Source organism: Capillibacterium thermochitinicola (genome assembly GCF_013664685.1).
GTDB classification, from domain to species: Bacteria; Bacillota; UBA4882; order UBA10575; family UBA10575; genus Capillibacterium; species Capillibacterium thermochitinicola.
The window spans coordinates 84,066-106,264 of sequence record NZ_JAAKDE010000008.1 but is presented as its reverse complement, the minus strand read 5'-3'; the positions used below and the strand labels follow the sequence as shown (position 1 = coordinate 106,264).

General features: G+C 52.2%; 22 protein-coding genes. 2 read left to right on the top strand and 20 right to left on the bottom strand.

Annotation, left to right across the window (positions count from 1 at the left end; all coding sequences use genetic code 11):
- Positions 1 to 87: 87 nt before the first annotated feature.
- The 3 genes from gltA to G5B42_RS04640 all read right to left on the bottom strand — a co-directional run bounded on the left by gltA (position 88) and on the right by G5B42_RS04640 (position 3,897).
- Positions 88 to 1,482, bottom strand: coding sequence for an NADPH-dependent glutamate synthase (gene gltA / locus G5B42_RS04650; RefSeq protein WP_181339287.1), 1,395 nt, complete (start codon positions 1,480 to 1,482; stop codon positions 88 to 90).
- Positions 1,479 to 2,312: a sulfide/dihydroorotate dehydrogenase-like FAD/NAD-binding protein gene (locus G5B42_RS04645; protein WP_181339286.1), complete on the bottom strand. Its 834-nt coding sequence runs from the start codon at positions 2,310 to 2,312 to the stop codon at positions 1,479 to 1,481. The genes gltA and G5B42_RS04645 overlap by 4 nt, the downstream gene beginning before the upstream one ends.
- Before the next feature lie 334 nt (positions 2,313 to 2,646).
- Positions 2,647 to 3,897: a Glu/Leu/Phe/Val family dehydrogenase gene (locus G5B42_RS04640; RefSeq protein WP_181339285.1), complete on the bottom strand. Its 1,251-nt coding sequence runs from the start codon at positions 3,895 to 3,897 to the stop codon at positions 2,647 to 2,649.
- Positions 3,898 to 4,199: 302 nt separating this feature from the next.
- Here G5B42_RS04640 and G5B42_RS04635 point away from each other — a divergent pair, with 302 nt between their 5' ends.
- Together G5B42_RS04635 and G5B42_RS04630 are read left to right on the top strand one after the other, a co-directional pair.
- A complete protein-coding gene (locus G5B42_RS04635; protein ID WP_181339284.1) occupies positions 4,200 to 4,901 on the top strand; it encodes a DUF421 domain-containing protein in 702 nt (233 codons plus the stop codon).
- Entirely contained in the window at positions 4,898 to 5,278 is a 381-nt protein-coding gene (locus G5B42_RS04630) for a DUF4363 family protein (RefSeq protein WP_181339283.1), read from the top strand. The genes G5B42_RS04635 and G5B42_RS04630 overlap by 4 nt, the downstream gene beginning before the upstream one ends.
- On the opposite strand, the gene ftsY is transcribed toward G5B42_RS04630, so the two are convergent.
- The 17 genes from ftsY to G5B42_RS04545 all read right to left on the bottom strand — a co-directional run bounded on the left by ftsY (position 5,275) and on the right by G5B42_RS04545 (position 21,910).
- Positions 5,275 to 6,210 carry a signal recognition particle-docking protein FtsY gene (gene ftsY / locus G5B42_RS04625; RefSeq protein WP_181339282.1) on the bottom strand — a complete coding sequence of 312 codons (936 nt, stop codon included), beginning with the start codon at positions 6,208 to 6,210 and terminating at the stop codon, positions 5,275 to 5,277. The two genes, G5B42_RS04630 and ftsY, sit on opposite strands and share 4 nt — an antisense overlap.
- A gap of 11 nt (positions 6,211 to 6,221) precedes the next feature.
- Entirely contained in the window at positions 6,222 to 9,779 is a 3,558-nt protein-coding gene (smc, locus tag G5B42_RS04620) for a chromosome segregation protein SMC (protein ID WP_181339281.1), read from the bottom strand.
- Between the two features lie 163 nt (positions 9,780 to 9,942).
- Positions 9,943 to 10,632 (bottom strand): sigma-70 family RNA polymerase sigma factor, encoded by a 690-nt coding sequence (locus tag G5B42_RS04615; protein WP_181339280.1) that lies wholly within the window; start codon positions 10,630 to 10,632, stop codon positions 9,943 to 9,945.
- Between the two features lie 109 nt (positions 10,633 to 10,741).
- Entirely contained in the window at positions 10,742 to 11,002 is a 261-nt protein-coding gene (locus tag G5B42_RS04610) for a stage V sporulation protein S (protein WP_181339279.1), read from the bottom strand.
- A gap of 94 nt (positions 11,003 to 11,096) precedes the next feature.
- Positions 11,097 to 11,786, bottom strand: coding sequence for a ribonuclease III (gene rnc / locus G5B42_RS04605; RefSeq protein ID WP_181339278.1), 690 nt, complete (start codon positions 11,784 to 11,786; stop codon positions 11,097 to 11,099).
- A gap of 22 nt (positions 11,787 to 11,808) precedes the next feature.
- Entirely contained in the window at positions 11,809 to 13,050 is a 1,242-nt protein-coding gene (fabF, locus tag G5B42_RS04600) for a beta-ketoacyl-ACP synthase II (protein ID WP_181339277.1), read from the bottom strand.
- 126 nt (positions 13,051 to 13,176) lie between these two features.
- Entirely contained in the window at positions 13,177 to 13,413 is a 237-nt protein-coding gene (locus G5B42_RS04595; protein WP_181339276.1) for an acyl carrier protein, read from the bottom strand.
- Between the two features lie 93 nt (positions 13,414 to 13,506).
- Positions 13,507 to 14,244 (bottom strand): 3-oxoacyl-[acyl-carrier-protein] reductase, encoded by a 738-nt coding sequence (gene fabG, locus G5B42_RS04590; protein ID WP_181339275.1) that lies wholly within the window; start codon positions 14,242 to 14,244, stop codon positions 13,507 to 13,509.
- 15 nt (positions 14,245 to 14,259) lie between these two features.
- Complete coding sequence (gene fabD / locus G5B42_RS04585) at positions 14,260 to 15,180, bottom strand: ACP S-malonyltransferase (RefSeq protein ID WP_181339274.1); 921 nt, start codon at positions 15,178 to 15,180, stop codon at positions 14,260 to 14,262.
- Between the two features lie 46 nt (positions 15,181 to 15,226).
- Positions 15,227 to 16,213, bottom strand: coding sequence for a phosphate acyltransferase PlsX (gene plsX / locus G5B42_RS04580; RefSeq protein WP_181339273.1), 987 nt, complete (start codon positions 16,211 to 16,213; stop codon positions 15,227 to 15,229).
- A gap of 238 nt (positions 16,214 to 16,451) precedes the next feature.
- On the bottom strand, positions 16,452 to 16,637 hold the full coding sequence (rpmF, locus tag G5B42_RS04575; protein WP_181339272.1) for a 50S ribosomal protein L32: 186 nt from the start codon (positions 16,635 to 16,637) through the stop codon (positions 16,452 to 16,454).
- Positions 16,624 to 17,166: a YceD family protein gene (locus G5B42_RS04570; protein ID WP_181339271.1), complete on the bottom strand. Its 543-nt coding sequence runs from the start codon at positions 17,164 to 17,166 to the stop codon at positions 16,624 to 16,626. Before G5B42_RS04570 ends, rpmF begins: the two co-directional genes overlap by 14 nt.
- Before the next feature lie 84 nt (positions 17,167 to 17,250).
- Positions 17,251 to 17,919, bottom strand: coding sequence for an S-layer homology domain-containing protein (locus G5B42_RS04565; RefSeq protein ID WP_181339270.1), 669 nt, complete (start codon positions 17,917 to 17,919; stop codon positions 17,251 to 17,253).
- A complete protein-coding gene (locus G5B42_RS04560; RefSeq protein WP_181339269.1) occupies positions 17,894 to 20,023 on the bottom strand; it encodes a cohesin domain-containing protein in 2,130 nt (709 codons plus the stop codon). Before G5B42_RS04560 ends, G5B42_RS04565 begins: the two co-directional genes overlap by 26 nt.
- On the bottom strand, positions 20,024 to 20,857 hold the full coding sequence (locus tag G5B42_RS04555) for an energy transducer TonB (RefSeq protein ID WP_181339268.1): 834 nt from the start codon (positions 20,855 to 20,857) through the stop codon (positions 20,024 to 20,026). It lies immediately after the preceding gene.
- A gap of 38 nt (positions 20,858 to 20,895) precedes the next feature.
- Positions 20,896 to 21,294, bottom strand: a complete 399-nt coding sequence (locus G5B42_RS04550; RefSeq protein WP_181339267.1) for an ExbD/TolR family protein — start codon at positions 21,292 to 21,294, stop codon at positions 20,896 to 20,898.
- A gap of 4 nt (positions 21,295 to 21,298) precedes the next feature.
- The gene (locus tag G5B42_RS04545; protein ID WP_181339266.1) at positions 21,299 to 21,910 is read right to left on the bottom strand and encodes a MotA/TolQ/ExbB proton channel family protein; all 612 of its coding nucleotides are present in this window, start codon (positions 21,908 to 21,910) and stop codon (positions 21,299 to 21,301) included.
- Positions 21,911 to 22,199: the final 289 nt, after the last annotated feature.

Sequence of the window (22,199 nt, the reverse complement as noted above, 5' to 3'; positions counted from 1 at the left end):
GGGCCGCGCTTGACGGCGGCCCCTTTTTGTGCGGGTAGTTGATGCCTTATCCATGCATGGTTTCCGGAGTGCGTAATGATTTCATCCTTATTTTCCAGCCTCTTTCTTCGCCGCCAAATACCGGTCGATGGCCCGGGCCGCCTTCTTCCCGGCCCCCATGGCCGCAATCACAGTCGCCGCACCGGTAACGATATCTCCACCGGCAAAGACCCCCGGAATACTGGTCATCATGGTCTCCGGATCCACTTCGATATAACCTCGTTTGTTCAATGCTAAACCGGTGGTCGCTTGCAGGAGAATGGGGTTAGGTCCTTGACCGACGGCTACGATCACCGTGTCCACCGGCAGTTCCTCTTCCGAACCGGGAATTGGCACCGGTCTTCGGCGTCCGGAGGCGTCCGGTTCCCCAAGGGCCATTTTTTGACAGATCATGGTCGTCAGATTGCCGCGCTCATCCCCTTCCAGGCGAACCGGGTTGGTAAGCAGTCGGAAGACAACCCCTTCCTCTTCGGCGTTTTCAATCTCTTCCCGGCGGGCGGGCATCTCGGCGCGGGAACGCCGGTAAACAATGCTCACGGTCTCCGCCCCGAGCCGTAAGGCCGTACGTGCCGCGTCCATCGCCACGTTCCCGGCCCCAACCACCGCAACCCGTTTCCCGATGCGGACCGGGGTGTCGTATTCCGGAAAAAGATAGGCTTTCATCAAGTTAACCCGGGTGAGGAATTCATTGGCCGAATAGACGCCGTTCAAGTTTTCGCCGGGAATATCCAGGAAATACGGAAGCCCGGCCCCCGTCCCAATGAACACGGCTTCATAACCGGTGGCAAACAATTCTTCGATGGTAATGGTCTTGCCGACCAAAACGTTGGTTTTAATCTCGACACCCAGTTTCTTCAGATTCCCCACTTCATAGTCAACAATGGCCTTCGGTAACCTGAACTCGGGAATGCCGTAACGCAAGACCCCGCCGGGGGCATGGAGTGATTCAAAAAGGGTGGCTCTATAGCCCATCAAGGCTAAATCGGCCGCCGCCGTCAGTCCCGCCGGACCGGAACCGACCACCGCCACTTTTCCTTTCACGGCGCATTCCGGCTCACAGCTCGGTTCCACGGCCTGGTTGGCCCGGCCCCAATCGGCACAGTACCGCTCTAAAGCACCGATTGCTACCGGCTCGCCCTTCCGCCCCAAAACACACTGCTTTTCACACTGGTTTTCCTGGGGACAGACCCGACCGCAAATGGCGGGCAGACTGTTCTTCTCTTTGATCTTGGCCAGCGCTTGATCCGGCTTGCCGGCAACCAGTAACGTAATAAACTGCGGAATATCAATCTCCACCGGACAGCCTTGCACACAAAGGGGTTTTTTACAATTCAAACACCGCTTTGCTTCGGCCAGCGCCTGCTCGGCGGTGAAACCAAGAGCGACTTCATCAAAGTTGGTCCTTCGGACTGCCGGGTCTTGTTTCGGCATTTGTTGTCTCATTCTTGTCCTGCCTCCTCTAGTTTGCAACGGTGAAATGCTTCTTTCTCCTGTTCCTGGTAGTAGCGTTGGCGCATGAGCAGTTCCTGAAAATCCACGGCAGCACCGTCAAAAGTCGGCCCGTCCACGCAGCAGAATTTGGTTTCACCGCCCACCGTAACCCGGCAACCACCGCACATGCCGGTGCCATCAACCATCAACGCATTCAAACTCACAACCACCGGAACATTGAACTCCCGGGCCACCTTTACCGCAGAGGCCATCATCGGCACCGGCCCCACCGCCACCACTTCATCCACCTTTTCGCGGGCCAGTACCTGACGGAGGGGTTCGGTGATGAAACCATGGTGGCCAAAACTGCCGTCATCGGTACTGAAGTGGATCTCCGCGCTGATCGCGGCCATCTCTTCGGTCATGATCAACAGTTCTTTCCGCTGGGCGCCAATCAGACTGATAATTCTGTTCCCCGCTTCATACAGAGCTTTGGCTTTCGGGTAAAGGGGCGCAACCCCCAAGCCGCCGGCGACGCAGACAACGGTGCCCAGTTTTTTAATGGGGTAGGCTTTCCCTAAAGGCCCCAAAAGGTCTAAGAAGGAGTCACCCACTTCCATCCGGTTGATCTCATAAGTGCTCTTCCCGATCCCCTGGCAAACCAAGGTGATCGTCCCCTTTTCCCGGTTGTAATCGGCAATGGTTAACGGGATCCGTTCGCCGTTTTCTTTATACCGTAAAATAATAAAATGTCCCGGTTGGGCTTTTTTGGCGATCTGAGGAGCTTCCACGATAAATCTCACGATCTCTGGTGCAAGTTGTTTTTTGTCGATTATTTTCACTTCGTTCTCCTCCAAATTGGTTATTGTTAATTAAGAAACAAAATTGGTCATCGATTATTGTAACATTTATTGTTTGTTTTGAAAACCGTTTACCATCCTTCTCCGCAAAAAGAACCAGTAATGACGCTGTAGAACAATTGGCGGCTTTTCACCGGGGTAAATGCCCATTCCCATTATAACATGCCGGTTTTGAAATGCAATGGAAACCGTTGTCGGTCATCAAACTATGGTCAAGTCATTTGTCAAGTCTTTGTTCTTTGTATCGAATTTTATCGAAACCAGCCAAGCGAGGGATAAAAACGAAAAAAGCGGGAAAACCCCGCTTTTTTTCGCTTTATGCCCAACCGCGCACTTTGATGGCCTCGGCCAACCGGGCAATGGAATACATGTAGGCAGCCATCCGCATCCCAACCCCATACTCCTGGCTCATCTGGTAGATCCGGTCAAAGGCTTCCACCATCTTCTGTTCCAACCGGGTGTTAATCTCCTCGGCGGTCCAGTAGTAGTTCATAATATTCTGCACCCATTCAAAATAGGAGACGGTAACGCCACCCGCGTTCGTTAAAATATCCGGCGTTAAAAAGATCCCCTTCTTGTCCAGGATTTCGTCAGCTTCCGGGGTGGTTGGCCCGTTAGCGGCTTCGGCCACAATCTTTGCTTTAATTCGGTCGGCGTTTTCATGGGTAATCTGATTCTCCAACGCCGCCGGAACCAGAATATCGCAGTCCAAGGCGAATAACGTTTCGTTATCGATGGGCTCGCAACCGGGGAAGGTGGTAATGGTCCCATGTTGTGCCCGGTAGGCCAAAAGGGCCTCCGGATCAATCCCGTCCTTATTGTAGATCCCGCCGTCAATCTCCATAATAGCGATGATCTTTACCCCTTCCTTGGCCAAAAACCGGGCGGTCGCACTACCCACATTACCAAACCCTTGAATGGCCGCGGTTGCCGTCTTCAGATCAATCCCCAACCGTTTGGCCGTTTCCCGAATGATGATCACACACCCCCGGCCGGTTGCTTCGCCCCGGCCAAGGGAACCGCCGACGATAATCGGTTTCCCGGTAACTACGCCCGGATAAGTGATCCCGCCTTTATATTTACTGAACTCATCCATCATCCAGGCCATGATCTGCGGATTGGTATTGACATCAGGAGCCGGAATATCCTGATCCGGACCGACCAGTGCGGAGATCGCACCGATATAGGCCCGGCTAAGCCGCTCCAGTTCACCTTGGGACAGCGTCTGCGGGTCAACGACGACCCCACCTTTGCCGCCACCGTAGGGCAGACCCAAAACACCACATTTGAAAGTCATCCACATGGAAAGCGCCTTCACTTCTTCCATCGTCACTTGCGGATGAAAACGGATTCCGCCCTTGGCCGGACCAAGCGCGTTATTATGTTGGGCCCGGAAACCTTTGAAAACACGAACCGAACCATCATCCATCCGGACCGGAAAATTTACTTCCAAAACCCGGGCCGGTTCTCTCAGGATGGCATGGATATTCGGATCCAGTTTCAATTTTTCGGCTGCCAGATCAAGTTGCCGTTGCGCCACAGCCAGCGGACTAATCTGCTGCTGCATAAAAAATCCCCCTCATTCAATATTTATTTTACATTTCACAATGATATCTTTTCCCCAATCATTAAGTCAATAACATTATCATTCATCACAAAAAGTATATAGTATACAAACTCGCCGTTCGGTTCTCGTTGCCCGTGGGTAGGTCGCGCATGCGCAGGAATGCCTTAGCCCGTGTTTACCAGGACGGTGCAGAAGTCTCCGTAGGCTTGAAGATCTTGACACGGTTCAGCTAATTTGAGATTCAAGGCTAAAGTATAGATTCAAGCCCAATGTGCTAATAATAAAAAAATAAGGAGGTCAAAATGCTGATCATTTTTGTGCGCACCCTCTTCCTCTACCTTTTGGTCGTTGTCGTCACCCGTTTAATGGGAAAACGACAAATCGGCGAGTTACAACCCTATGAATTTGTAATAACCATCATGATCGCAGATTTAGTCGCCGTACCCATGCAAGACCGGGGTTTATCCTTGTTTAGCGGCGTGATCCCCGTCCTCACCCTCCTTCTGGTCCAGGTCGTCTTCTCCTACTGGTCGCTGAAAAGTCTAACCTTTCGCCGGATTCTCTGCGGCAAACCGAGCCCCATCATCGAAAAGGGGAAGATCAACTGGGCCGAAATGCAGAGTAACCTGTATCATGTCAATGACCTTTTGGAACAACTGCGTTCCCAGGGCTATTTTAACCTTGACGAGATCGAGGATGCACTGCTGGAAACAAACGGGAGTTTGACGGTTTTCCCCAAGGCGGAAAAACGCCCGGTGACCCTGGCCGATCTCAAATTGCCGGCCACACCGGAAAGAAGGCCGCTCGCGTTAATCCTCGACGGCAAGATCGAAACCGCCAATCTGGTACGGGCCGGACTTAACCACCAGTGGCTCCAGAAGGAACTAAAAAAACAAGGCGTCACCGATCCGCGCACCGTCTTAATCGCGATGCTCGACACCCGCGGCCGCTTTTACTGCCAGACGAAACCGCAAACGAAAAAGGAGAAGCAGAGGCAAAAATGAAGGTTTTCACCGGTGTGATCATCTTTTTTCTCTTTTTTTTGGCCTTTGGTTGGTATACGGAAATCATCATTGCCAAACAGGCGGAAGTGATCCTCACGGAACTCGAGCGACTGGCCACCTATGTTAAAAACGCCGATCAAGAAACAATCGCCACCCAACTACAGGTCATCAATCAACTCTGGGTCAAAGCGCGTAACTTCTGGGTTCTCCTCATCGATCACCATGATATGGACGATTTTGAGGTGGCGCTGGCGCGGACAAAAGCCTTCCTGGACAACAACGCGCCGGTCCTGGCTTTAAGCGGCATCGCCGAATTAAAACAGATCATCTACCGTATTCCCGACCAACTCCGTCTAAATTTAGAAAACCTTTTTTAAGCTTTTGGCTCCTCCTCGTGGCCCAACAGCGCCGTAGCAAACTCTGCGGCGTCAAAGCGGCGTAAATCTTCGGCTTTCTCACCGATGCCCAACCAAACAATGGGCAGTCCCAATTCGACCACAATCGCCAGCACAATTCCGCCTTTAGCCGTACCGTCCAGCTTGGTCAGGATAATTCCATCTATGCCGATCGCCTCATGAAAGACACGCGCCTGCTCCAAGGCATTTTGCCCCGTAGTCGCATCCAGGACCAAAAATTTAACCAATTGCCTGGGGCCCAGATTCTGGGTGACTACCCGGTGAACCTTTTGTAATTCGGACATTAGATTAACCTTGGTGTGTAATCGCCCGGCCGTATCAAAGATGACCACATCGGTCTTGCGGGCGTTGGCCGCCGAAATTCCATCAAAAGCAACCGCCCCCGGATCAGCCCCCGCTTGGTGACTGACCAAATCGGCCCCGGTCCGCTTTGCCCAGATCGCCAATTGATCGATGGCGGCCGCCCGGAAGGTATCCCCCGCCACCAGTAGGCAGGATTTGCCCTTCTCTTTGTAGTGGGCGGTCAACTTCGCAATGGAAGTGGTCTTGCCGACCCCGTTCACGCCAGCCACCAGAATCGCCAAAGGCGAATCACTATCGAGCACCGCCGGCGGTGGTACCGACAGCAGTTCGGTGATGATCGTATGGAGGTAACCGAGGACGGCTTCGGTATCGTCGACCCGTTCGGCTTTCACCTTCGCTTTCAGTTTCTCCATCAGGAGCATGGTGGTCTTCATCCCCACATCGGAGGTGATCAGGATCTCTTCCAACTCTTCATAAAACTCGGGACTGATCCTTTTATGGAACTGAACCGCCTCTTCCAATGGGCCTAAAAGTTTCTGGCGGGTTTTATTTAAACTTGCTTTTAAACGAGCAACTAAACTGTCGGCCATTCTTCCCCTCCTTAACTGGCATCTTCCTTTAATTCGAGCGAGATTAGTTTGCTGATTCCTTTCTCTTCCATCGTTACGCCGTAAAGGACATCGGCCACTTCCATCGTTCCCCGTCGGTGGGTGATGACGATAAATTGCAGTTCTTTACTGAAGATCCGCAAGAGCTCGGTGAAACGTTGCACATTGGCCCCGTCCAAAGTGGCATCAATCTCATCCAAAATACAAAACGGAGAGGGTTTCACCCGGAGAATCGCAAACAGCAGGGCAATCGCCGTCATCGCCCGTTCCCCACCGGAAAGCAGGGATAAATTCTGCAGGCGCTTCCCGGGCGGCTGCGCCAAAATCTCAATCCCCGATTCCAGAGGTTGATCCGGATCGGTCAACTGTAAATCGGCTTTTCCCCCTGAGAATAAGCGCTCAAAGAGCTCGATAAACTCCCTCCGGATCTGAGCAAAGGTGGCGGTAAACTGCTTCTTGATTGTCTTTTCGATCTCGTCAATCACTTTGTGCAACGATTCCCGGGCCGTGGTCAGGTCGGTCAACTGCTGGGAGAGGAAATCAACCCGCTGCTTTAAATTTTGATAATCCTCAATCGCCTGCAGATTAACGGGCTCGAGCGCTTTCATCTGCGTCTTCAGCCTTAAAATCTCCTGGCGCGGGTGGGCGGGAAGCGCCCAATCGGTTTGGACCTCCTGCCACCAATCTTCCCCATAAACTTCCGTGAGATTGGCGGTCAAGTTATCCCGATTGATATTTAGGCGGTTAATCTGCAGTTCCAAGCGGTGAAGTTCGGTCAACAATTCCCCTTCCAGTTTTTGTTGCTGGCGGAGGTTGAGCTCCATCTGATTGACGTGATCCAAAGCCGCTTGCCATTCGGCCCGCCGCTGTTGTAACTCCGTTTCTTCCGCCGTGAGTTCCTGCGCGGTCTTCGCCATGGCCGCTTCCAACTGCGCCCTTTCCTCTTCCAGGCGGCGCAGTTCTTCAGTCGCCCGCAGCAGCTCCCTTTCCTGCCGGGCCACTTCGTTCTGCAGTTCTTCAAGGTTACGACTTAATTCCTGTAGGTTTTCTTGTTTCCCAACCCATTCCTGTTGGACCCCGGCCAGGCGGGAGGAGAGCGTGGACAGATCCTTTAAACATTGTTCCCGTTCTTGAACAAGGACGCCTTCCTGCTCCTCGAGGGTGCGAATTTCGGCCGTAATCAGCTCAATCTCTGTTGCGGAGCGCATCAGTTTTTCCTGCAACTGGTTGACCGTGAATTCCTGAGCTGTTAACTCGTCGCCCAGTTTTTGGAGGGCTGTTTCCAGGCCATCCCTTTGCTTGACCACCCTTTGGTAACCGGCGTTCAGGACTTCCATATCCTTTAAGAATGAGTTTTGCTGGAGACTAATCTCCTGACCTCTATTGCGTTTCTCCTCGTATTGCCGGGAAAGTTCTTTCAGCTCCGTTTGCAGCTTGTTTTCTTCGTTCAGTCCCCGTTCCAAAAAAGCCAAAAGGCTTTGCTTTTCTTCTTTTAACCGGCGGATTTCCCCTTTTCTGCTCAGCAAGCCGCTTTCCCGGCGTTCGAGATTACCACCGGTGATGGCACCGCCGGGCGCAATCAGCTCCCCTTCCAATGTCACCACCCGGAACTGCTTCCCGGTCTTTTCGGCCACGGCCACGGCGGTTTTAAAGTCGGGTGCGATCAAGGTCCCGCTTAACAGGTGGGAGACAACTGCCTGGTATTGCCGGTCATAAGACACGGTCTCCGTCGCCGGTCTGGAGTTATACTGGGCGAGAATTGATTTATACTCGCCAAAGCGGTCCGGCTTCCCTTCAATCAGGTTCAGCGGGAGAAAAGTTGCTCTCCCCAGGCGGTGTTGTTTAAGATATTCGATGGCTTGTCCGGCGTGGCGGTGGTGGGTAATCACCAGATTTTGCAGTGCCGAACCAAGCGCTACTTCCAAAGCCAGTTCGTAGCCGGGTTCCGGGCGGATTAAATCGGCAACCACCCCGTGGATCTCCTGGTGGAACGGTTCCCGTGTTGCTTGAAGAAGGGCTTTAACCCCTTGGTAGTAGCCCTGGTGACTCCGTTCCATCTCCGTCAGGACGGTGATCTTCGACTCCAGTCCGCGCAGGCGCTCCCGTATTTCCTGGTTTTTCTGGACCCGTTCCGCCAGATAGGTCTGGTGTTTCTGTAGCGCGGCCGCCAATTGACGTTCCTCCGCCTTCGCCTCCTCGGCTTCCTGCCGTAATGTTTCCAGTTTCGCCTTGATGGTCCGTAAGCGTTTCTCGGTCTCCGCCATTTCTTTTAGGGTCAGCTCCAATTCGGTCCGGAGTTCAACCTCTTTCTCCCGGCGGAACGCTTTTTGCGCCCCCGCCTCGCTAATCTGCTGTTTTAAAACGGAATCGGCGGCCAACTTCTCCGTATAAAGGTTCTTTTTCTCGCCTAATTTGTTCCGGAGCTCCTTAATCTTCTCTTCTTTCTCCGCCAAGGTCCGTTCCAAGTCCTTGACCGCACCAGCGAGCCGGTTCTTTTCCGATTCAATTTCGGTGGCGGACTGCCGAAGCTGCTCCTGTTTCTCCGCCAAAAGTTCGCTCTTTTCCTGCAGCGCCGCCAGGTTCCCGGTGAGCTCTTCTTGCCGGTTCTGGAGGGAACGTTTCCGTTCCGTATAAAGGTTAAGTTCACCCGTTACCCGTTCCCGTTGGGCCAACCCTTCCATCAGCTTTTTCTGTCTGGCTTGTAATTCGGTTTCAAGGGCAGTCGCCCGCGCCTTCTCCTCCTGCACCTTTTCGGCCAGGACTTCCGCCTCGCTTTGCAGGGCGGTTAGGGCTTGCTGTTTTTCTTTTTGCGCCGCTTCCAAGGTCTGCAGGTTTTCGTTGATGGTATTAATCTCCCGGTATGAGTGGTTAATCTCAATTTTTTTCAAGTTTTCCCGGAGATCGATATATAAAGAAGCCTTCTCGGCCTGGACCGACAGAGGATCCAACTGCGCACGGAGTTCTTGTAACAGATCCTCGATCCGCAAAATATTATTCTCGGTTTCACCCAATTTCTTTAGGGTTAAATTTTTTTTCACCTTATACCGCATGATCCCGGCGGCTTCTTCGAAAACGCTTCGCCGGTCCTCCGGACGTACGGAAAGAATCGCATCGATCTTCCCCTGACTGATTACGGAATAGGCCTCTTTGCCCAAACCGGTATCAAAGAAAAGTTCTTGAATATCGCGGAGCCGGACCGGCACCCGGTTGATCAAAAATTCGCTCTCGCCCGAACGGTAAACCCGTCGCGTAACGGCAACCTCCGTATAATCCAATGGTAAAGTTTGGTCCGTATTATCCAGAACCAAAGTGACTTCGGCCATCCCCAAAGGTTTCCGCTCTTCACTGCCGGAAAAGATCACGTCATCGGTTTTCGTTCCCCGGATGTTGCGGAGGTTGGTTTCACCCATTACCCAACGCAGACTGTCGGCAATATTGCTCTTCCCGCTTCCGTTCGGGCCAACGATCGCGGTAATCCCTGGTTTAAAGACTAAATTAATCCGGTCGGCAAAAGATTTGAACCCATGAATTTCCAAACGTTTCAGATGCAAAAGGGCCCCTCCCGTACATAATTTAGACTGCTCGGTCTTGGCCAAACCAAACTATTTTATTTTACCATATTTTTCGCAAAAAATCACCCGTAACCCATCCTGCGTTTCTCCGTTTACCAGCATCTTTCCAAATAAAAAACTGCCCTTGGGGGCAGTCTTTTTTTTAAATCACATTAACCTCCATGGCAAGATCCGCCCGTTTCCGGGCCCGGAGGGGAATCTGCGGATTGGAAAGGGAACCGTACTGGTGGATTATTTTTTGCAATTTCCGCCGTGCCCTGGTCTTTGCGTTATCCACCACTTTACTGTCCAAGCCGAGTTGCTCACCGATCTCCCCACAGTTCATCCCCTGGAGATATAACCAAAAGACCACATATTCAATCTTTGTCAAATAAACCCGCAGCACTTCGTTTAAACGGCGGAGATTCGCTTTTTGGATCACCAGTTCCTGGGGGTCCATCGCGGCTTGATCATCAATCACGTCCATTAAACTTCTCGATTCCTCACCAGCGCCTTGGCCACATAAGGAGAGTGTATTCGTATTAAATTGGTGTTTAACGGAAGCATAGTGTTTCTGGACATTTAACATCTTCCGCAAGACGCAAATGTAAGCAAAAGTACTGAACTTCACCTGATACTGATGGCCGTTGTAATTATCAATCGCCTTTAAGAGACTGATCAAACCCTCTTGGATCAAATCCTCAAACTCGTATCCCGGCCGGTATTTCCGCTTAACAATGTGTTTGACCATCGGCAGATATTTGGTTACCAGTTCTTCTTTGGCAGACCGGTCCTGACCTACTTTAATCCTTTTGAGCAACTCCAAGTCCTGTCTTTGATTCGGAGTAGTCACTAGGAACACCCCCTGCCCAGCAAGCCGTATTCCTTTCCTCTCTGCGAAAATTATATGGTCAGGTTGTCCCCAATATGCCAAAAAAAAAAACGCCCGTAAGGGCGTTCCGTCACCTGGGCTGTACAATAAAGCGAATTGCCGTCCGTTCTTCTCCATCAATATCAATCTCAGAAAAGGCCGGAATACAAACCAAATCAATCCCGTTGGGGGCAACATAACCTCTGGCAATAGCAATCGCTTTTATGCTTTGATTGACGGCCCCAGCTCCCACCGCTTGCACTTCGGCACTGGATTTTTCACGGACAACCGCTGCCAGAGCACCGGCAACCGATTTCGGATTCGAGCTGGCTGAGACTTTCAGAATCTCCAAACATGAACCCCCCTATAGAAATTGTCATCGCTTTGTCTTTTAATTGTTTTTGATGTAATTTGTTATTCCACAATTAACGGAAATTTCCTTCTTTCTATTCTAAGTCTTTCAAAGCTTCCTCCGCTGCTTCCTGTTCCGCTTCCTTCTTGCTGCGGCCTACGCCTTGGCCTAAAAAGGAATTTCCGTTGTAAACCGCGATTGTATAAAGGCGGTTGTGGTCAGGGCCTTCCGCTCTGACCAATTTGTAGCGGGGAACGGAGCCCTTCGCTTGTAACAGCTCCTGGAGATGGGTTTTCGGATCGATTGGTAAAGGATACTTTTCCATCAGGGCGAGCAGGGGCTCCCATTGTTCCAAAATAAAAGTCTTCACCCGCTCCCACCCGTATTCCAAGTAAATGGCCGCGATCAAGGCCTCCATCGCGTCGGCCAGGATCGACCTTCTTTCCCGGCCGCCCGATTTGTCTTCCCCCACGCCCAAGAGCAGATACCGGCCAAGCCCCAGTTTCCTCGCCAGGCGCGCCAAACTTTCGGTACTGACCAGATAAGCCCGCCACTTGGAAAGGTCTCCTTCGGGTTTTTGCGGATAATGCATAAAGAGATATTCACTGATTACCAACGATAATACGGAATCGCCGAGAAATTCCAGGCGCTCGTTGGAATCCCCACCGGCTTCGTGCGTATATGAGCGGTGGGCTAAGGCTTGTTTCAATAAGCGACTGTTTTCCTGAAAAAGCCCGAGCTGCTGGATTAAGGGGTTTATTTCCGCTAAAGATTCACCGTTCATCTTTCCATCCTTCAATCACTGATCATTCCTCATATTTCGCAAAAGCCAAGGTGGCATTGTGTCCCCCAAACCCGAAAGAATTGGAAAGAACCCGTTTAATCGGTTGGCGACGGGCCTGGTTTGGCACGTAATCCAAATCACAATCGGGATCGGGATACTCGTAGTTAATGGTGGGTGGAATGATCCCGTCGCGGATGGCCAGCAAACAGATGATCGCTTCAATCCCGGCAGCCGCGCCCAAGAGATGGCCGGTCATGGATTTGGTTGAGCTAACGGCCAGCTGGTAGGCTTTTTCCCCGAACAATTGTTTAATCGCCTTCGTTTCCAGCAGGTCATTCTGGAGCGTCGAGGTTCCATGGGCGTTAATGTAATCAACCGTCTCCAGCTCCCACCCGGCATCTTTCATCGCCATGGCCATAGCTTTCAGCGCGCCTTTCCCTTCGGGATGGGGTGCCGTGATGTGGTAAGCATCACCGGAGAGGCCGTATCCTTTTATCTCACCGTAGATCTTGGCCCCCCGCGCCAGTGCATGATTCAGCTCCTCCAAGATGAGTACGCCCGCCCCTTCACCCATGACGAAACCGTCTCTTTTCGCGTCGAAGGGCCGGCTGGCTTGCTCCGGATGCTCATTGTTCGTCGACAGAGCCCCGGCGGCGTTGAAGCCGGCCAACCCTAGAGGAGTAATCGCCGCTTCGGCACCACCGGCAATCATCACCTCGGCATCACCATATTGGATTAACCGGAAGGCCTCACCGATGGCGTGGGCGGCGGAAGCACAGGCGGTCACGGCCGCCAGGTTCGGCCCCTGCGCACCGGTGAAAATGGAGACATAGCCGGAGGCCATATCCGCGATGATCATTGGAATAAAAAAGGGACTGACCCGTCGCGGCCCATGTTCGAACAAGCGCCGGGTTTGCTCCTCCAAGGTTTTTAAGCCACCGATCCCGGATCCGATGACCACCCCCACCTGGTGGGCATTATCTTCCGTAATTTTGAGTTGACTGTCGGACAACGCCTGTCGGGCAGCCACCACGGCAAACTGAGTGAAACGGTCCATGTGGCGTGCATCTTTTTTCTCAAAATGATCGGTCGGGTTAAAGTCCTTAACTTCGGCCGCAATTTTCGTCTGAAACTCCGATGTATCAAAGGACTCCACCAAAGAAACGCCGGATTTACCGTTCACGATGTTCGTCCAAAAGGTGTCTACGTCAAGCCCAAGGGCCGAGATGACACCCAGCCCGGTAACAACCACTCTTCTGCTCATTTCGGCACCTCTTTCTCGTGCAAGTTCAATCCTTCATACTTATAAAATACCCCACCGTAACGGCGGGGAAAAACAAAGATTAGACCTTTTTGTGGTAAGTCCCGAGAAATTCCCGGGACTATGTATTTATTGAGCATTCTCTTTAATGTATTTCACCGCATCACCAACAGTGACAATCTTTTCGGCATCTTCGTCCGGAATCTCGGTTTCAAAAGCCTCCTCGAATGCCATAATCAACTCGACAATGTCCAACGAATCGGCACCTAAATCATCGACAAAAGAGGCCTCCATGGTTACCTCTTCCTCATCTACACCCAGTTGTTCAACTACGATTTCTTTTACTTTCTCGAAGATCTTTTCCAACCTGCTTCACCTCCTTCCAATGCTTCCTCAATTCTATTTTAATTTATAATTTAAGTTAAACGCGAATGTCTCTTTCGTCGGCAACAGCAGATGTTACATCACCATACCGCCATCGATGTTTAAGACCTGCCCGGTAATGTAGTCCGCATCGGAAGAGGCTAAAAAGACGACTGCTTTGGCCACATCTTCCGGTAGGCCCAAACGGGAGAGGGGAATCTGTTTTTCCAACTCCGCTTTGACCTTATCCGGCAAGACATCGGTCATTTGGGATTTGATAAAACCCGGGGCCACGGCGTTGGCCCGAATCCCGCGGGAACCCAGTTCCTTGGCGACCGATTTGGTAAAGGCGATGACCCCCGCTTTCGAAGCGGCGTAGTTTGCTTGTCCCACGTTGCCAATCTCACCAATAATCGACGCAATATTGATAATTTTCCCGGTTTTCCTTTTTATCATATGTTTAATTGCCGCTTTCGTCAAGTTAAAAGTTCCGGTTAAATTGATGTTGATCACTTTTTCCCAGTCTTCCGGGGGCATGCGTAGTAATAGATTATCCCTGGTAATACCAGCATTATTCACCAGAATATCAACTTGTCCAAAATGCGCAATCGTCTGGTCGACCATCTGCTGGGCTTCATCAAAGCTGGACACATCCCCCGTGAGCGCCAGAACTTCATGACCGGCCTGCCGCAGCTCCGCAGCGGTGTCATGAACGGCGGGCAATAGATCAACCAGTACTACTTTGGCGCCCTCTTTGGCCAATGCTTCCGCAATCGCCCGTCCAATTCCGCGGGCCGCCCCGGTAATGATTGCCACTTCCTGAGCCAACTTCATATTACTAAACCTCCCCTACTTTTGCAAGTATTTTTTTACATCCTCCGCTTCCATGAGGGAAATGACCTTCGCCCCTGCGGTGGTCTTTTTCACCAGTCCGGAAAGGATCTTCCCACCCAACTCCAGGAAAAGATCGCACCCGGAAGCAAGCAAGTGGCGCGTCGTGGCCTCCCACTGTACCGGCGAATAGATCTGTTTTTCAAGTAAGGACGGGAGTTCATCTGGGGACGTCACCTCTTCCGCCGTCACGTTGGAGATGAGCGGTGTTTTCAATGGCAAAAAGTTTGTCCGTGCCAGATCGTCGTGAAAACGCTTCGCCGCCGGTTCCATAATCCGGGAATGGAAAGCACCCTGTACGGCAAGGGGGATTGCCCTCCCGACTTTTTCTTCCGTTATCCGCGCCACCAGCGCCTCAACCAACTGCTTTTCGCCGGAGACCACAATCTGCGTTGGTGAGTTAAAATTGGCAAGTTCAATTATCCCATCAGCCGCCAGCTCTTTAACCATCGCCTCAAGCTGGGCAAAAGGATAATTGACGACCGCCGCCATCGCCCCGTCAACGGGAACCGCCGCCATATACTCGGCCCGCTTCTGGACCAGCTGCAAGGCATCGGCGAACGTAAGGGTCCCCGCGGCAACTAAAGCGGCGTATTCGCCCAGACTGTGACCGGCCACCCAGGTCGGGGCCACCCCTTCTTCGGTCAGGAGACGGTAAATTATGTATTCCACCGTCAGGATCGCCGGCTGTGCGATCCGGGTCTTGGTCAACTCGGTTAAAGGCCCCTCAAAACAGTATTTCCTTAGCGGAAGCCCGAGTACTTCCTCCGCCTCGGCAAAGATGGAACGCGCCAGCGCGAACTCTGCGTAAAAAGAGGCCCCCATCCCTACATACTGACTTCCTTGTCCCGGAAAAAGATAAGCAATTTTTTCCGCCATTAAAAGCCTCCTTGTTGCCGTGTTACCGTCTTGCTTTTAAACTAAACTAAACTAACGAGGAGCGGATCTTGGCAATAATATCCTGCTTTACCCCATTGGCCGCCGCTTTGATCGCATTTTTGAACGCTTTCGCGTCGGACCGGCCATGACTAATGATACTTACGCCATTTACACCCAATAAGGGGGCACCACCATATTCCGCATAGTCAAAACTGGCTTTTAACTTTTTCAGCCCCGGCTTAATGGCCAAAGCGCCCAGTTTGGTCACGGGTGATTGCAGGAGCGCCTCTTTCATCTTCTGGAAAAGCGCGGCGGCCATCCCTTCCGCAAACTTCAGGATAACATTGCCGACAAAACCGTCGCAGACGACCACATCGGCAACCCCCATTAAAATATCTTTCCCCTCGACGTTACCGATAAAATCAAGACCACTGGTCTTCAGGAGCTGGTGCGCCTCCAGGGACAGTTTATTCCCCTTCGTCTCTTCTTCGCCAATATTGAGTAGACCCACTTTGGCACTGGCCAGGCCGAGGACCGATGTGGCATAGATCGTTCCCATCACCGCAAATTGGACCAGATCTTCCGGATCATTTTCTGCGTTGGCCCCGGCATCAAGTAAAACCGTGACCCCTTTCACCGTTGGCAAGGGTATGGCGATCGCCGGCCGGGAGATTCCCGGAATTCGCCCTAAAATAAACAGGGAGGCCGTCATCGCCGCTCCGGTATTTCCCGCGGAAATCACCGCGTCGGCTTCCCCGGTTTTCACCAGTTGGTTGGCGACGACAATCGAGGAATCCCTTTTTTTCCGCACCGCCATGGCCGGGTTATCCGTAAACTCCACCACTTCCCGGGCATCCTTGATCGTAATCAGATCTTGCGGGTAATCCTGATACTGTTTCAGTTCCCGGCTGATCTCTTCGCTTCTGCCCACGAGTACCGAAGCGATTCCCTCTTCCTTCGCCGCCAGAACACTCCCAAGAACAGCTTGTTGGGGGGCATAATCACCACCCATCGCATCCACCGCTATGCGCAAATTAACACCTCCTCCTAGGATTAACTCCCAAAAAAGAGTATAGCAAAGATAAAAGCGGGAGTAAAGTAATATTTATACAATAATGCCATAAAAACTTGATTTTCCTCTTTGCGGCAGGGGCAAAACCCAGCCTGGCCCACATAACCGCCTAAGAAATATTATTTTCCTTTATCTTTTTTATGCCCTAAATTAAGTGAAAAAGAAAAAAGGTCATAAAAGACCTTTTCCTTATTAGCTTTTAACCTTCAGTTTTTACCTCCATCACTTTCCTTCCCCGGTATGAACCACAACTGGGGCAAGCATGGTGCGGTAAACGCGGGGCCTGACATTGTTCGCAACGGGACAAAGAGACCAGGTCCAATTTCCAGTGGGTACGACGTAATCTCCCCCGGGTGTTGGTATGTCGCCGTCTAGGATTGGCCATCATCTCCACCTCCTTTGTCTTGCTTCCATTTAAGCAACATCGCCATTCTTGGATCGAAGCTTTCGGGCTTGCAGTTACAAGTCGCCTTATTCAGGTTTGTTCCGCAAACCGAACATAGCCCCCGACAAGCTGGCGTACAAAGCACTTTCAATGGTATTTGCAGAATAATCGCTTCCATAATCGCCGTCGAAAGATCCATTTCGTCACCGGTAAAACTCCTTGCCTCTTCTTCCTGGTGGGAAATGGCTTCCGGCAAAAAAAGGTCGTTGAACTCCGTCTCCAGTGACAACCGGACCCTTTCCAGACAGCGGTCGCAATCCAACCGGTAACTGCCACCGGTTTTGCCGTTAACTTGATACCCCCGCGACACATTAGTTACTTCCAGTTCAATCCACCACGGATTGTCAAACTCCAGTAGCCGTTCACCCTCCCAAGTAATGTTGGGAAGGGTAATCTGGTCCCGAAGCTCCAGTCTTGCCCCGGGTGAATCTTTGATCGAAGTTAGATCCACCAGATAAATGGGTTTCATGGTCAAACTCACCTCTGTATTATAAACGAGCAGGAAGCGGTTGTCAATTTAAAGAAACAAGCTGCCCGCTCCATTTTCCGCATCCTATTGTGCCGGGAGGAAAATACCGGCCGCCCCGATCAGCCCAAGAACAATCAGTAACATCCGGTTTGTTCGTCGCTCCTTCTCCAGCTCCGCACGGAGATTCTCCAGTTCAACCTGGTGTTCTTCCTGTTGCGTTTCCAAAGTGGAAAGCCGGGCCTCCAGTTGGTTTTTTTCGGCAAGAATCTGTGCAACTTGATTGCGCAGCGCCTTCAGTTCGTTACTGAGGGCCTGCATTCCGGCGGTGTTTTTCGTCTGGTCTTCAGCCAGGATGAGACGGCCTTGCTCGATCTGGACCAGCCGTGCCTCCAACTCCTTATTCTTCAGGGTCAAAAGCACCAGTTCATTCTGGAATTCATTGGACAGTTTGCGCAGCAAAGCCACATCATCCTGCCCGGCACGGGTGACCCCTTCGCCAAAGTTCGTCAACAACTTGGCCACCACCATCGCGAAAGTGTAGCGGTCAACCGGATTACCGCCACGGAAGGTCCCATCTTCATAGAGTTCAAGGTAGCCATTGTCCACCAGTTTTTTTACCGCCTGGTACGCCCAGTCGGGAACATCGGAATAGGCACGGTTTTGCCCCAGGGCCGGTACCGCAGCCAGCAAGAAACACAAACCCAAGACCACCGTTGAGAGCCATTTTTTACTGGTCAACCGTAATAGTGTCAATCCGCACACCCCCCTGTTGATTAATGGTTATTTTCAACCCTTCAACCTGATAAAACGGTATTTTGGCCACGGTGCTCTGGAGGGTAACGGCCGATGGGGCTAGAATTGCTTCGCCCGGTTCCTTGCTTAGTTGAATATGGATCGTGGCCAAAGTCGAACTGGTCAAGGCCGCCGTTTTCCGCTGGCCGCCAATCTGCGCCACCACCCCGGTGGCACTGTCGATGGTTCCCGGTTGCCAGGGGGCCATCGCCTGATCCTCAATAAAGAAGAGACCCCTTGATACCCTAATTATCTCCATTAGTTCGGGATTATACGTTAGATCGAACTCGACGCCGGTCAGCATCGGCAAGTTTTCGACCCGGACTTCAACCTGGAGGATCTCCCCGGCTTTCGCCGGAGTAATGGGGACCAAACGCAGTTTCGGCGTTAAAACCGGCAACTGCACACCGGCGATGTACATCACCGGTTTGGTCGAGTTCGATTCAAACTGAATCCCGAGGTAGGAGCGTTTACCGATTCCTTCCGGAGACAAATACCAGGTTAGCTTATATTCTTCCCCTGGTTTCAAGTTGCCGATGTAGCGCCGGAGAATCTCCTTGGGAGCCGGTTGCATCCCTTCGCCCAACTGCAAGCTGCCGATCACCCCGTAGGCTTCCGACTCCCCGGTGTTTTTGATCACCGCCGTCACCGGGTACGGAACCGGCGTAAGCTTTTCATCCACCACCTTTAATCCCGGTGGCGGGCTGACCTTTAACGTTAATTCGGCCGGTTTCAACACCCGGATGTTTCTTTCCACCTTGTTTTCAGGCACATTGATCGCCGAAGCCACCACCGAGAAGGGGGCCAGTGTCCCAAAGACCGAACCCGTCGGCCTGACCTTCCAATGGAGCTGGGTCACTTCGCCCGGCTCCAGCTTTCCAATGTAAATGTCGGCCGGCTTTCCTTCCGCAATCCGCAGGGCGGACGGTAAATTCAAACGGGCCCGCACGCTCATGGCGGGTGCCGCGCCAGTGTTCTGGATATAGGCGACCACCGAAAATGGTTCGGCATCGGCGGCGTAAACAACCTCCGCCGGCGAACTAACCCCCAACTGGAGTTGACCGGGGACCACAGTTACCCCGCCCAGCCCGTAGTAGAGGACATAAGTCTTACTGCCGGCGGCCGGGATCGTGACCGGTTGCCAAAGGTAAACCGCGGCGCTGTCCAATTCAAATTCACCCGCCCTGGTAAAGTCCCGATCCGGAACCAAAGGGGGCTCCCAGTGGTAATCCGCCACACTCCCCCAGTTCGTAAAGTAAAGCAGATCCGGGGGCGTTGCCTCCCTTCCCTTTAAGGTTCCTTGGGCAATCACCTTTGGGTCCTTCAACGTATCAAAAGCCTGCCAAAACTCGGGCAAGCGTTCTTTATCGAAGACCGCGTCGGTCTGGACCGCCGTTTCCCCGATCCGGAACGGGGCGCCGTCGTTCTCCCCCAGCATTGTATCGATCACGACCCGCAGCCCGACCTCATGGGACACCTGGTCGCGGTTGATAATGGAATACTTGATCTTGGTTGTATCCGGATAACCGGTGGTGGTGCTTTCCACGATGGAGATCTCCTGGATCACCTCGACCATACCATAACGGCAGGTCATCGTGATACTATTGGTCGCGCTATCCCAGGACGGGCCGCTGACCACCGTTCCGTATTCACCGGTCCCGCCGGAACGCCGCCGCGTTTTTCCGCCAAATATGTAATTTTTCCCGTCCAACCGAATGGTGGTGAAGGAGGTCCATGGCATTTCATAACCAAAGATCAATGGTTTCTCCTCGTCTCCCCGCCGGAGCGGATCGCCACCGGTCACCTTGACACCGAAGCGGCCGGTGGCATCGGTGGAATTGTTCACAGCCACTGCGATGAATTCGTTTTCTAAAATTAAGCGTTCCGGATCCCGGTAGAGCGATTCCGGAACCGCTGGTTTGGCTCCACTACCCCCTTGGGCAGACCCCTCGCTACCCGCCGAATAGACCGCTGGGCCTTGGGCGTGCAGCGTAAGGGAAACTCCCAATAAGCACAGGCCGATGATTAAGTTAAAAAGCCATTTTTTCTTGCTTTTCCCCTTCAATTATGATCCTCCTTCCTCCGTTGAAAGGTAAGCCGCTTCCCCTACCGCCACCACTTCCACTTCATACTTCCCGTTCCCTTTGTTATAAAAATACCTGATTTCCATCTGCAACTTATAGGGCTCAGGCGCCGTTTTAAAGCGCAACTGGCCCGAAGCGAGCAAGCGCCGGGCATGTTCATCCAAAACCCCATGCCCGGAAGAGGCCAGCATGAGCGGTTCTTTTAAGAACACCCCTTCCGGGGTCAGGTAGATCTCCATGACCACCGTTCCTTCAATCCCCAGGTGTTCCGCATTTTTGGGAAAAGTAAAGCCGGGGATCGGCCCAACCATCCCGCTGGCCCGCCCTAAAGGCGGTAAAACCGGAACGGACGGTGTTTCCCCTCCAGCCGCCGCTTCCCCCTCGCGGGCAGTGGTGCCGTCTACAGGCTGTTCCTTCCCTTCGCCCGGGTCATCAACGGTAGGGGGTGTTTCTTTAGCGATCTCGCCCGGTTCGGGTTTTGTTTCCCGGGGTGCCGGTTTCTCCTGGTGTACTTCTTCGATCTTCGTGGCCGGCTTTTCCGCAGCGGAGGCGGGTTTCTCCGCCGCCGGTGGCTTTTCCACCGGTGGCGCCGGCGGTTTGGGGGTCGGCTGCGGCCTGGCTTGTTCGGCTCTTCCTTCCCGCCGCACCGGTTCAATCTCGACCAGACGCGTTTGAATCAACGTGTAACCAAATTCGTCGCCACCGGCCCGCCAATACCCACCAATTTGGATCGCGAAAAGGAGCGCATGCAACCCCACCGCCAGAAAAAAAGAAGCGGCCTTTCTCGTCAGTTCTCCGGAGCGGAGTTTATCCATAACAAAAAAACCCCCTAGTGAGCACCGGTGGACAGCGCTTAATTTTTCTTTTCAACCGCTAACGCCGGTTGAGCAACACCGGCCTCGGTGATCGCATCCATGACCGCAATCAATCGCCCGTAAGTCACCCGGGTATCGGCATTGATCACTACTAATAGATTGGGATTCACGGCAACAAGCGGCGTTAACCTTTCCGTAAGTTTCGCCAAGGAGATTTCTTCATCACCATAGTACACTTTTTCTTGCCGGTCGATAGTGACCATCACCCGTTGTTCCTCCAAAACCACCGCCTGGCTTGAACTGGGCAATTCCAACGGAATCCCGGAAATTGACGTGCGAAAGGTCGTAAAAACCATAAAAAAGAGCACGAGATAGAACATGATGTCAATCATCGGGACAATATCCAAACGGGCAACTTTCGGTTTGCGCTGAAACATGATGCTACTCACCTCGGTTACCGTAGTTGTCGAGAAACTCCCGGGCCATCTGGTTCATCACCTGGATCCGCTTCTCAATGATGGCGTTGAACCAGTGCTGTAAAAAGAGGGCGGGAATTGCGATAATTAACCCAAAAGCCGTTGTCAACAAGGCCTCGGCAATCCCCCCGCTTAACTGCGCCGGCGAGGCCACGCCTTGTAATGCTCTTAACACATTAAGACTGGTAATAATTCCGGTCACCGTTCCGAGCAAACCAAGCAGCGGCGCCGCCGTAATGATGACATTAAGCAGCCCTAAGCCCCGTTCCATCTTTCGAATCTCCACTTCCCCCGCATCCCGCAACGAAATTTCCACTTCGGACTGGGGTTTACCGTAATGAAGCAAAGCGGCTTGGTACATCCGGGCCACCGGTTGGTTTAATTTTTGCAAGTATTGAATGGCTTCCAGAGGAGCATTCTTCTCCATCAGGCGGAAGACGATTCTTCTGATCTCATCAATGTCGCCCCGCTGACCGATGAAAAACCAAAGGCGCTCAATGGTAATCGCCAAAACCATGATCGAACAGAATAATAAAGGAAACATCACCGGACCGCCGCTTAAAAACAATTGCCACATGTTTTCTCCTCCTCAGCTCTTTTTCCAATCCTTATTGGTATTAGCTGAAATCGGTTGGAAAAACAAATTCAACCGGTTGCTTTATCTTAGAGTTTCGCTGAGCAACATTAAATTCCTTCCGTTTGTTAGGTGCAGGAACAATCTTCCATCGGTAGCGCCCAAGAAGTGAAAGGGTTTTCCGCTGACTTTCAGCGCTTTCATTCATAAATTATATTATAAACAGATCGCTGCTAGCAGAAAATCCCGATTTTAGGGACAGGCGTTAACCGGGATTACCATAAGACAAAAG

Bases quoted from the DNA above. Each gene is read 5' to 3' on its own strand.
- G5B42_RS04545 (WP_181339266.1), bottom strand. From the start codon at position 21,910: ATGTGGCAATTGTTTTTAAGCGGCGGTCCGGTGATGTTTCCTTTATTA.
- fabG (WP_181339275.1), bottom strand. From the start codon at position 14,244: ATGAAGTTGGCTCAGGAAGTGGCAATCATTACCGGGGCGGCCCGCGGA.
- G5B42_RS04550 (WP_181339267.1), bottom strand. From the start codon at position 21,294: ATGTTTCAGCGCAAACCGAAAGTTGCCCGTTTGGATATTGTCCCGATG.
- ftsY (WP_181339282.1), bottom strand. From the start codon at position 6,210: ATGGCCGACAGTTTAGTTGCTCGTTTAAAAGCAAGTTTAAATAAAACC.
- rnc (WP_181339278.1), bottom strand. From the start codon at position 11,786: ATGAACGGTGAATCTTTAGCGGAAATAAACCCCTTAATCCAGCAGCTC.
- G5B42_RS04570 (WP_181339271.1), bottom strand. From the start codon at position 17,166: ATGAAACCCATTTATCTGGTGGATCTAACTTCGATCAAAGATTCACCC.
- G5B42_RS04640 (WP_181339285.1), bottom strand. From the start codon at position 3,897: ATGCAGCAGCAGATTAGTCCGCTGGCTGTGGCGCAACGGCAACTTGAT.
- gltA (WP_181339287.1), bottom strand. From the start codon at position 1,482: ATGAGACAACAAATGCCGAAACAAGACCCGGCAGTCCGAAGGACCAAC.
- fabF (WP_181339277.1), bottom strand. From the start codon at position 13,050: ATGAGCAGAAGAGTGGTTGTTACCGGGCTGGGTGTCATCTCGGCCCTT.
- G5B42_RS04630 (WP_181339283.1), top strand. From the start codon at position 4,898: ATGAAGGTTTTCACCGGTGTGATCATCTTTTTTCTCTTTTTTTTGGCC.
- G5B42_RS04635 (WP_181339284.1), top strand. From the start codon at position 4,200: ATGCTGATCATTTTTGTGCGCACCCTCTTCCTCTACCTTTTGGTCGTT.
- fabD (WP_181339274.1), bottom strand. From the start codon at position 15,180: ATGGCGGAAAAAATTGCTTATCTTTTTCCGGGACAAGGAAGTCAGTAT.
- G5B42_RS04555 (WP_181339268.1), bottom strand. From the start codon at position 20,857: ATGGATAAACTCCGCTCCGGAGAACTGACGAGAAAGGCCGCTTCTTTT.
- rpmF (WP_181339272.1), bottom strand. From the start codon at position 16,637: ATGGCCAATCCTAGACGGCGACATACCAACACCCGGGGGAGATTACGT.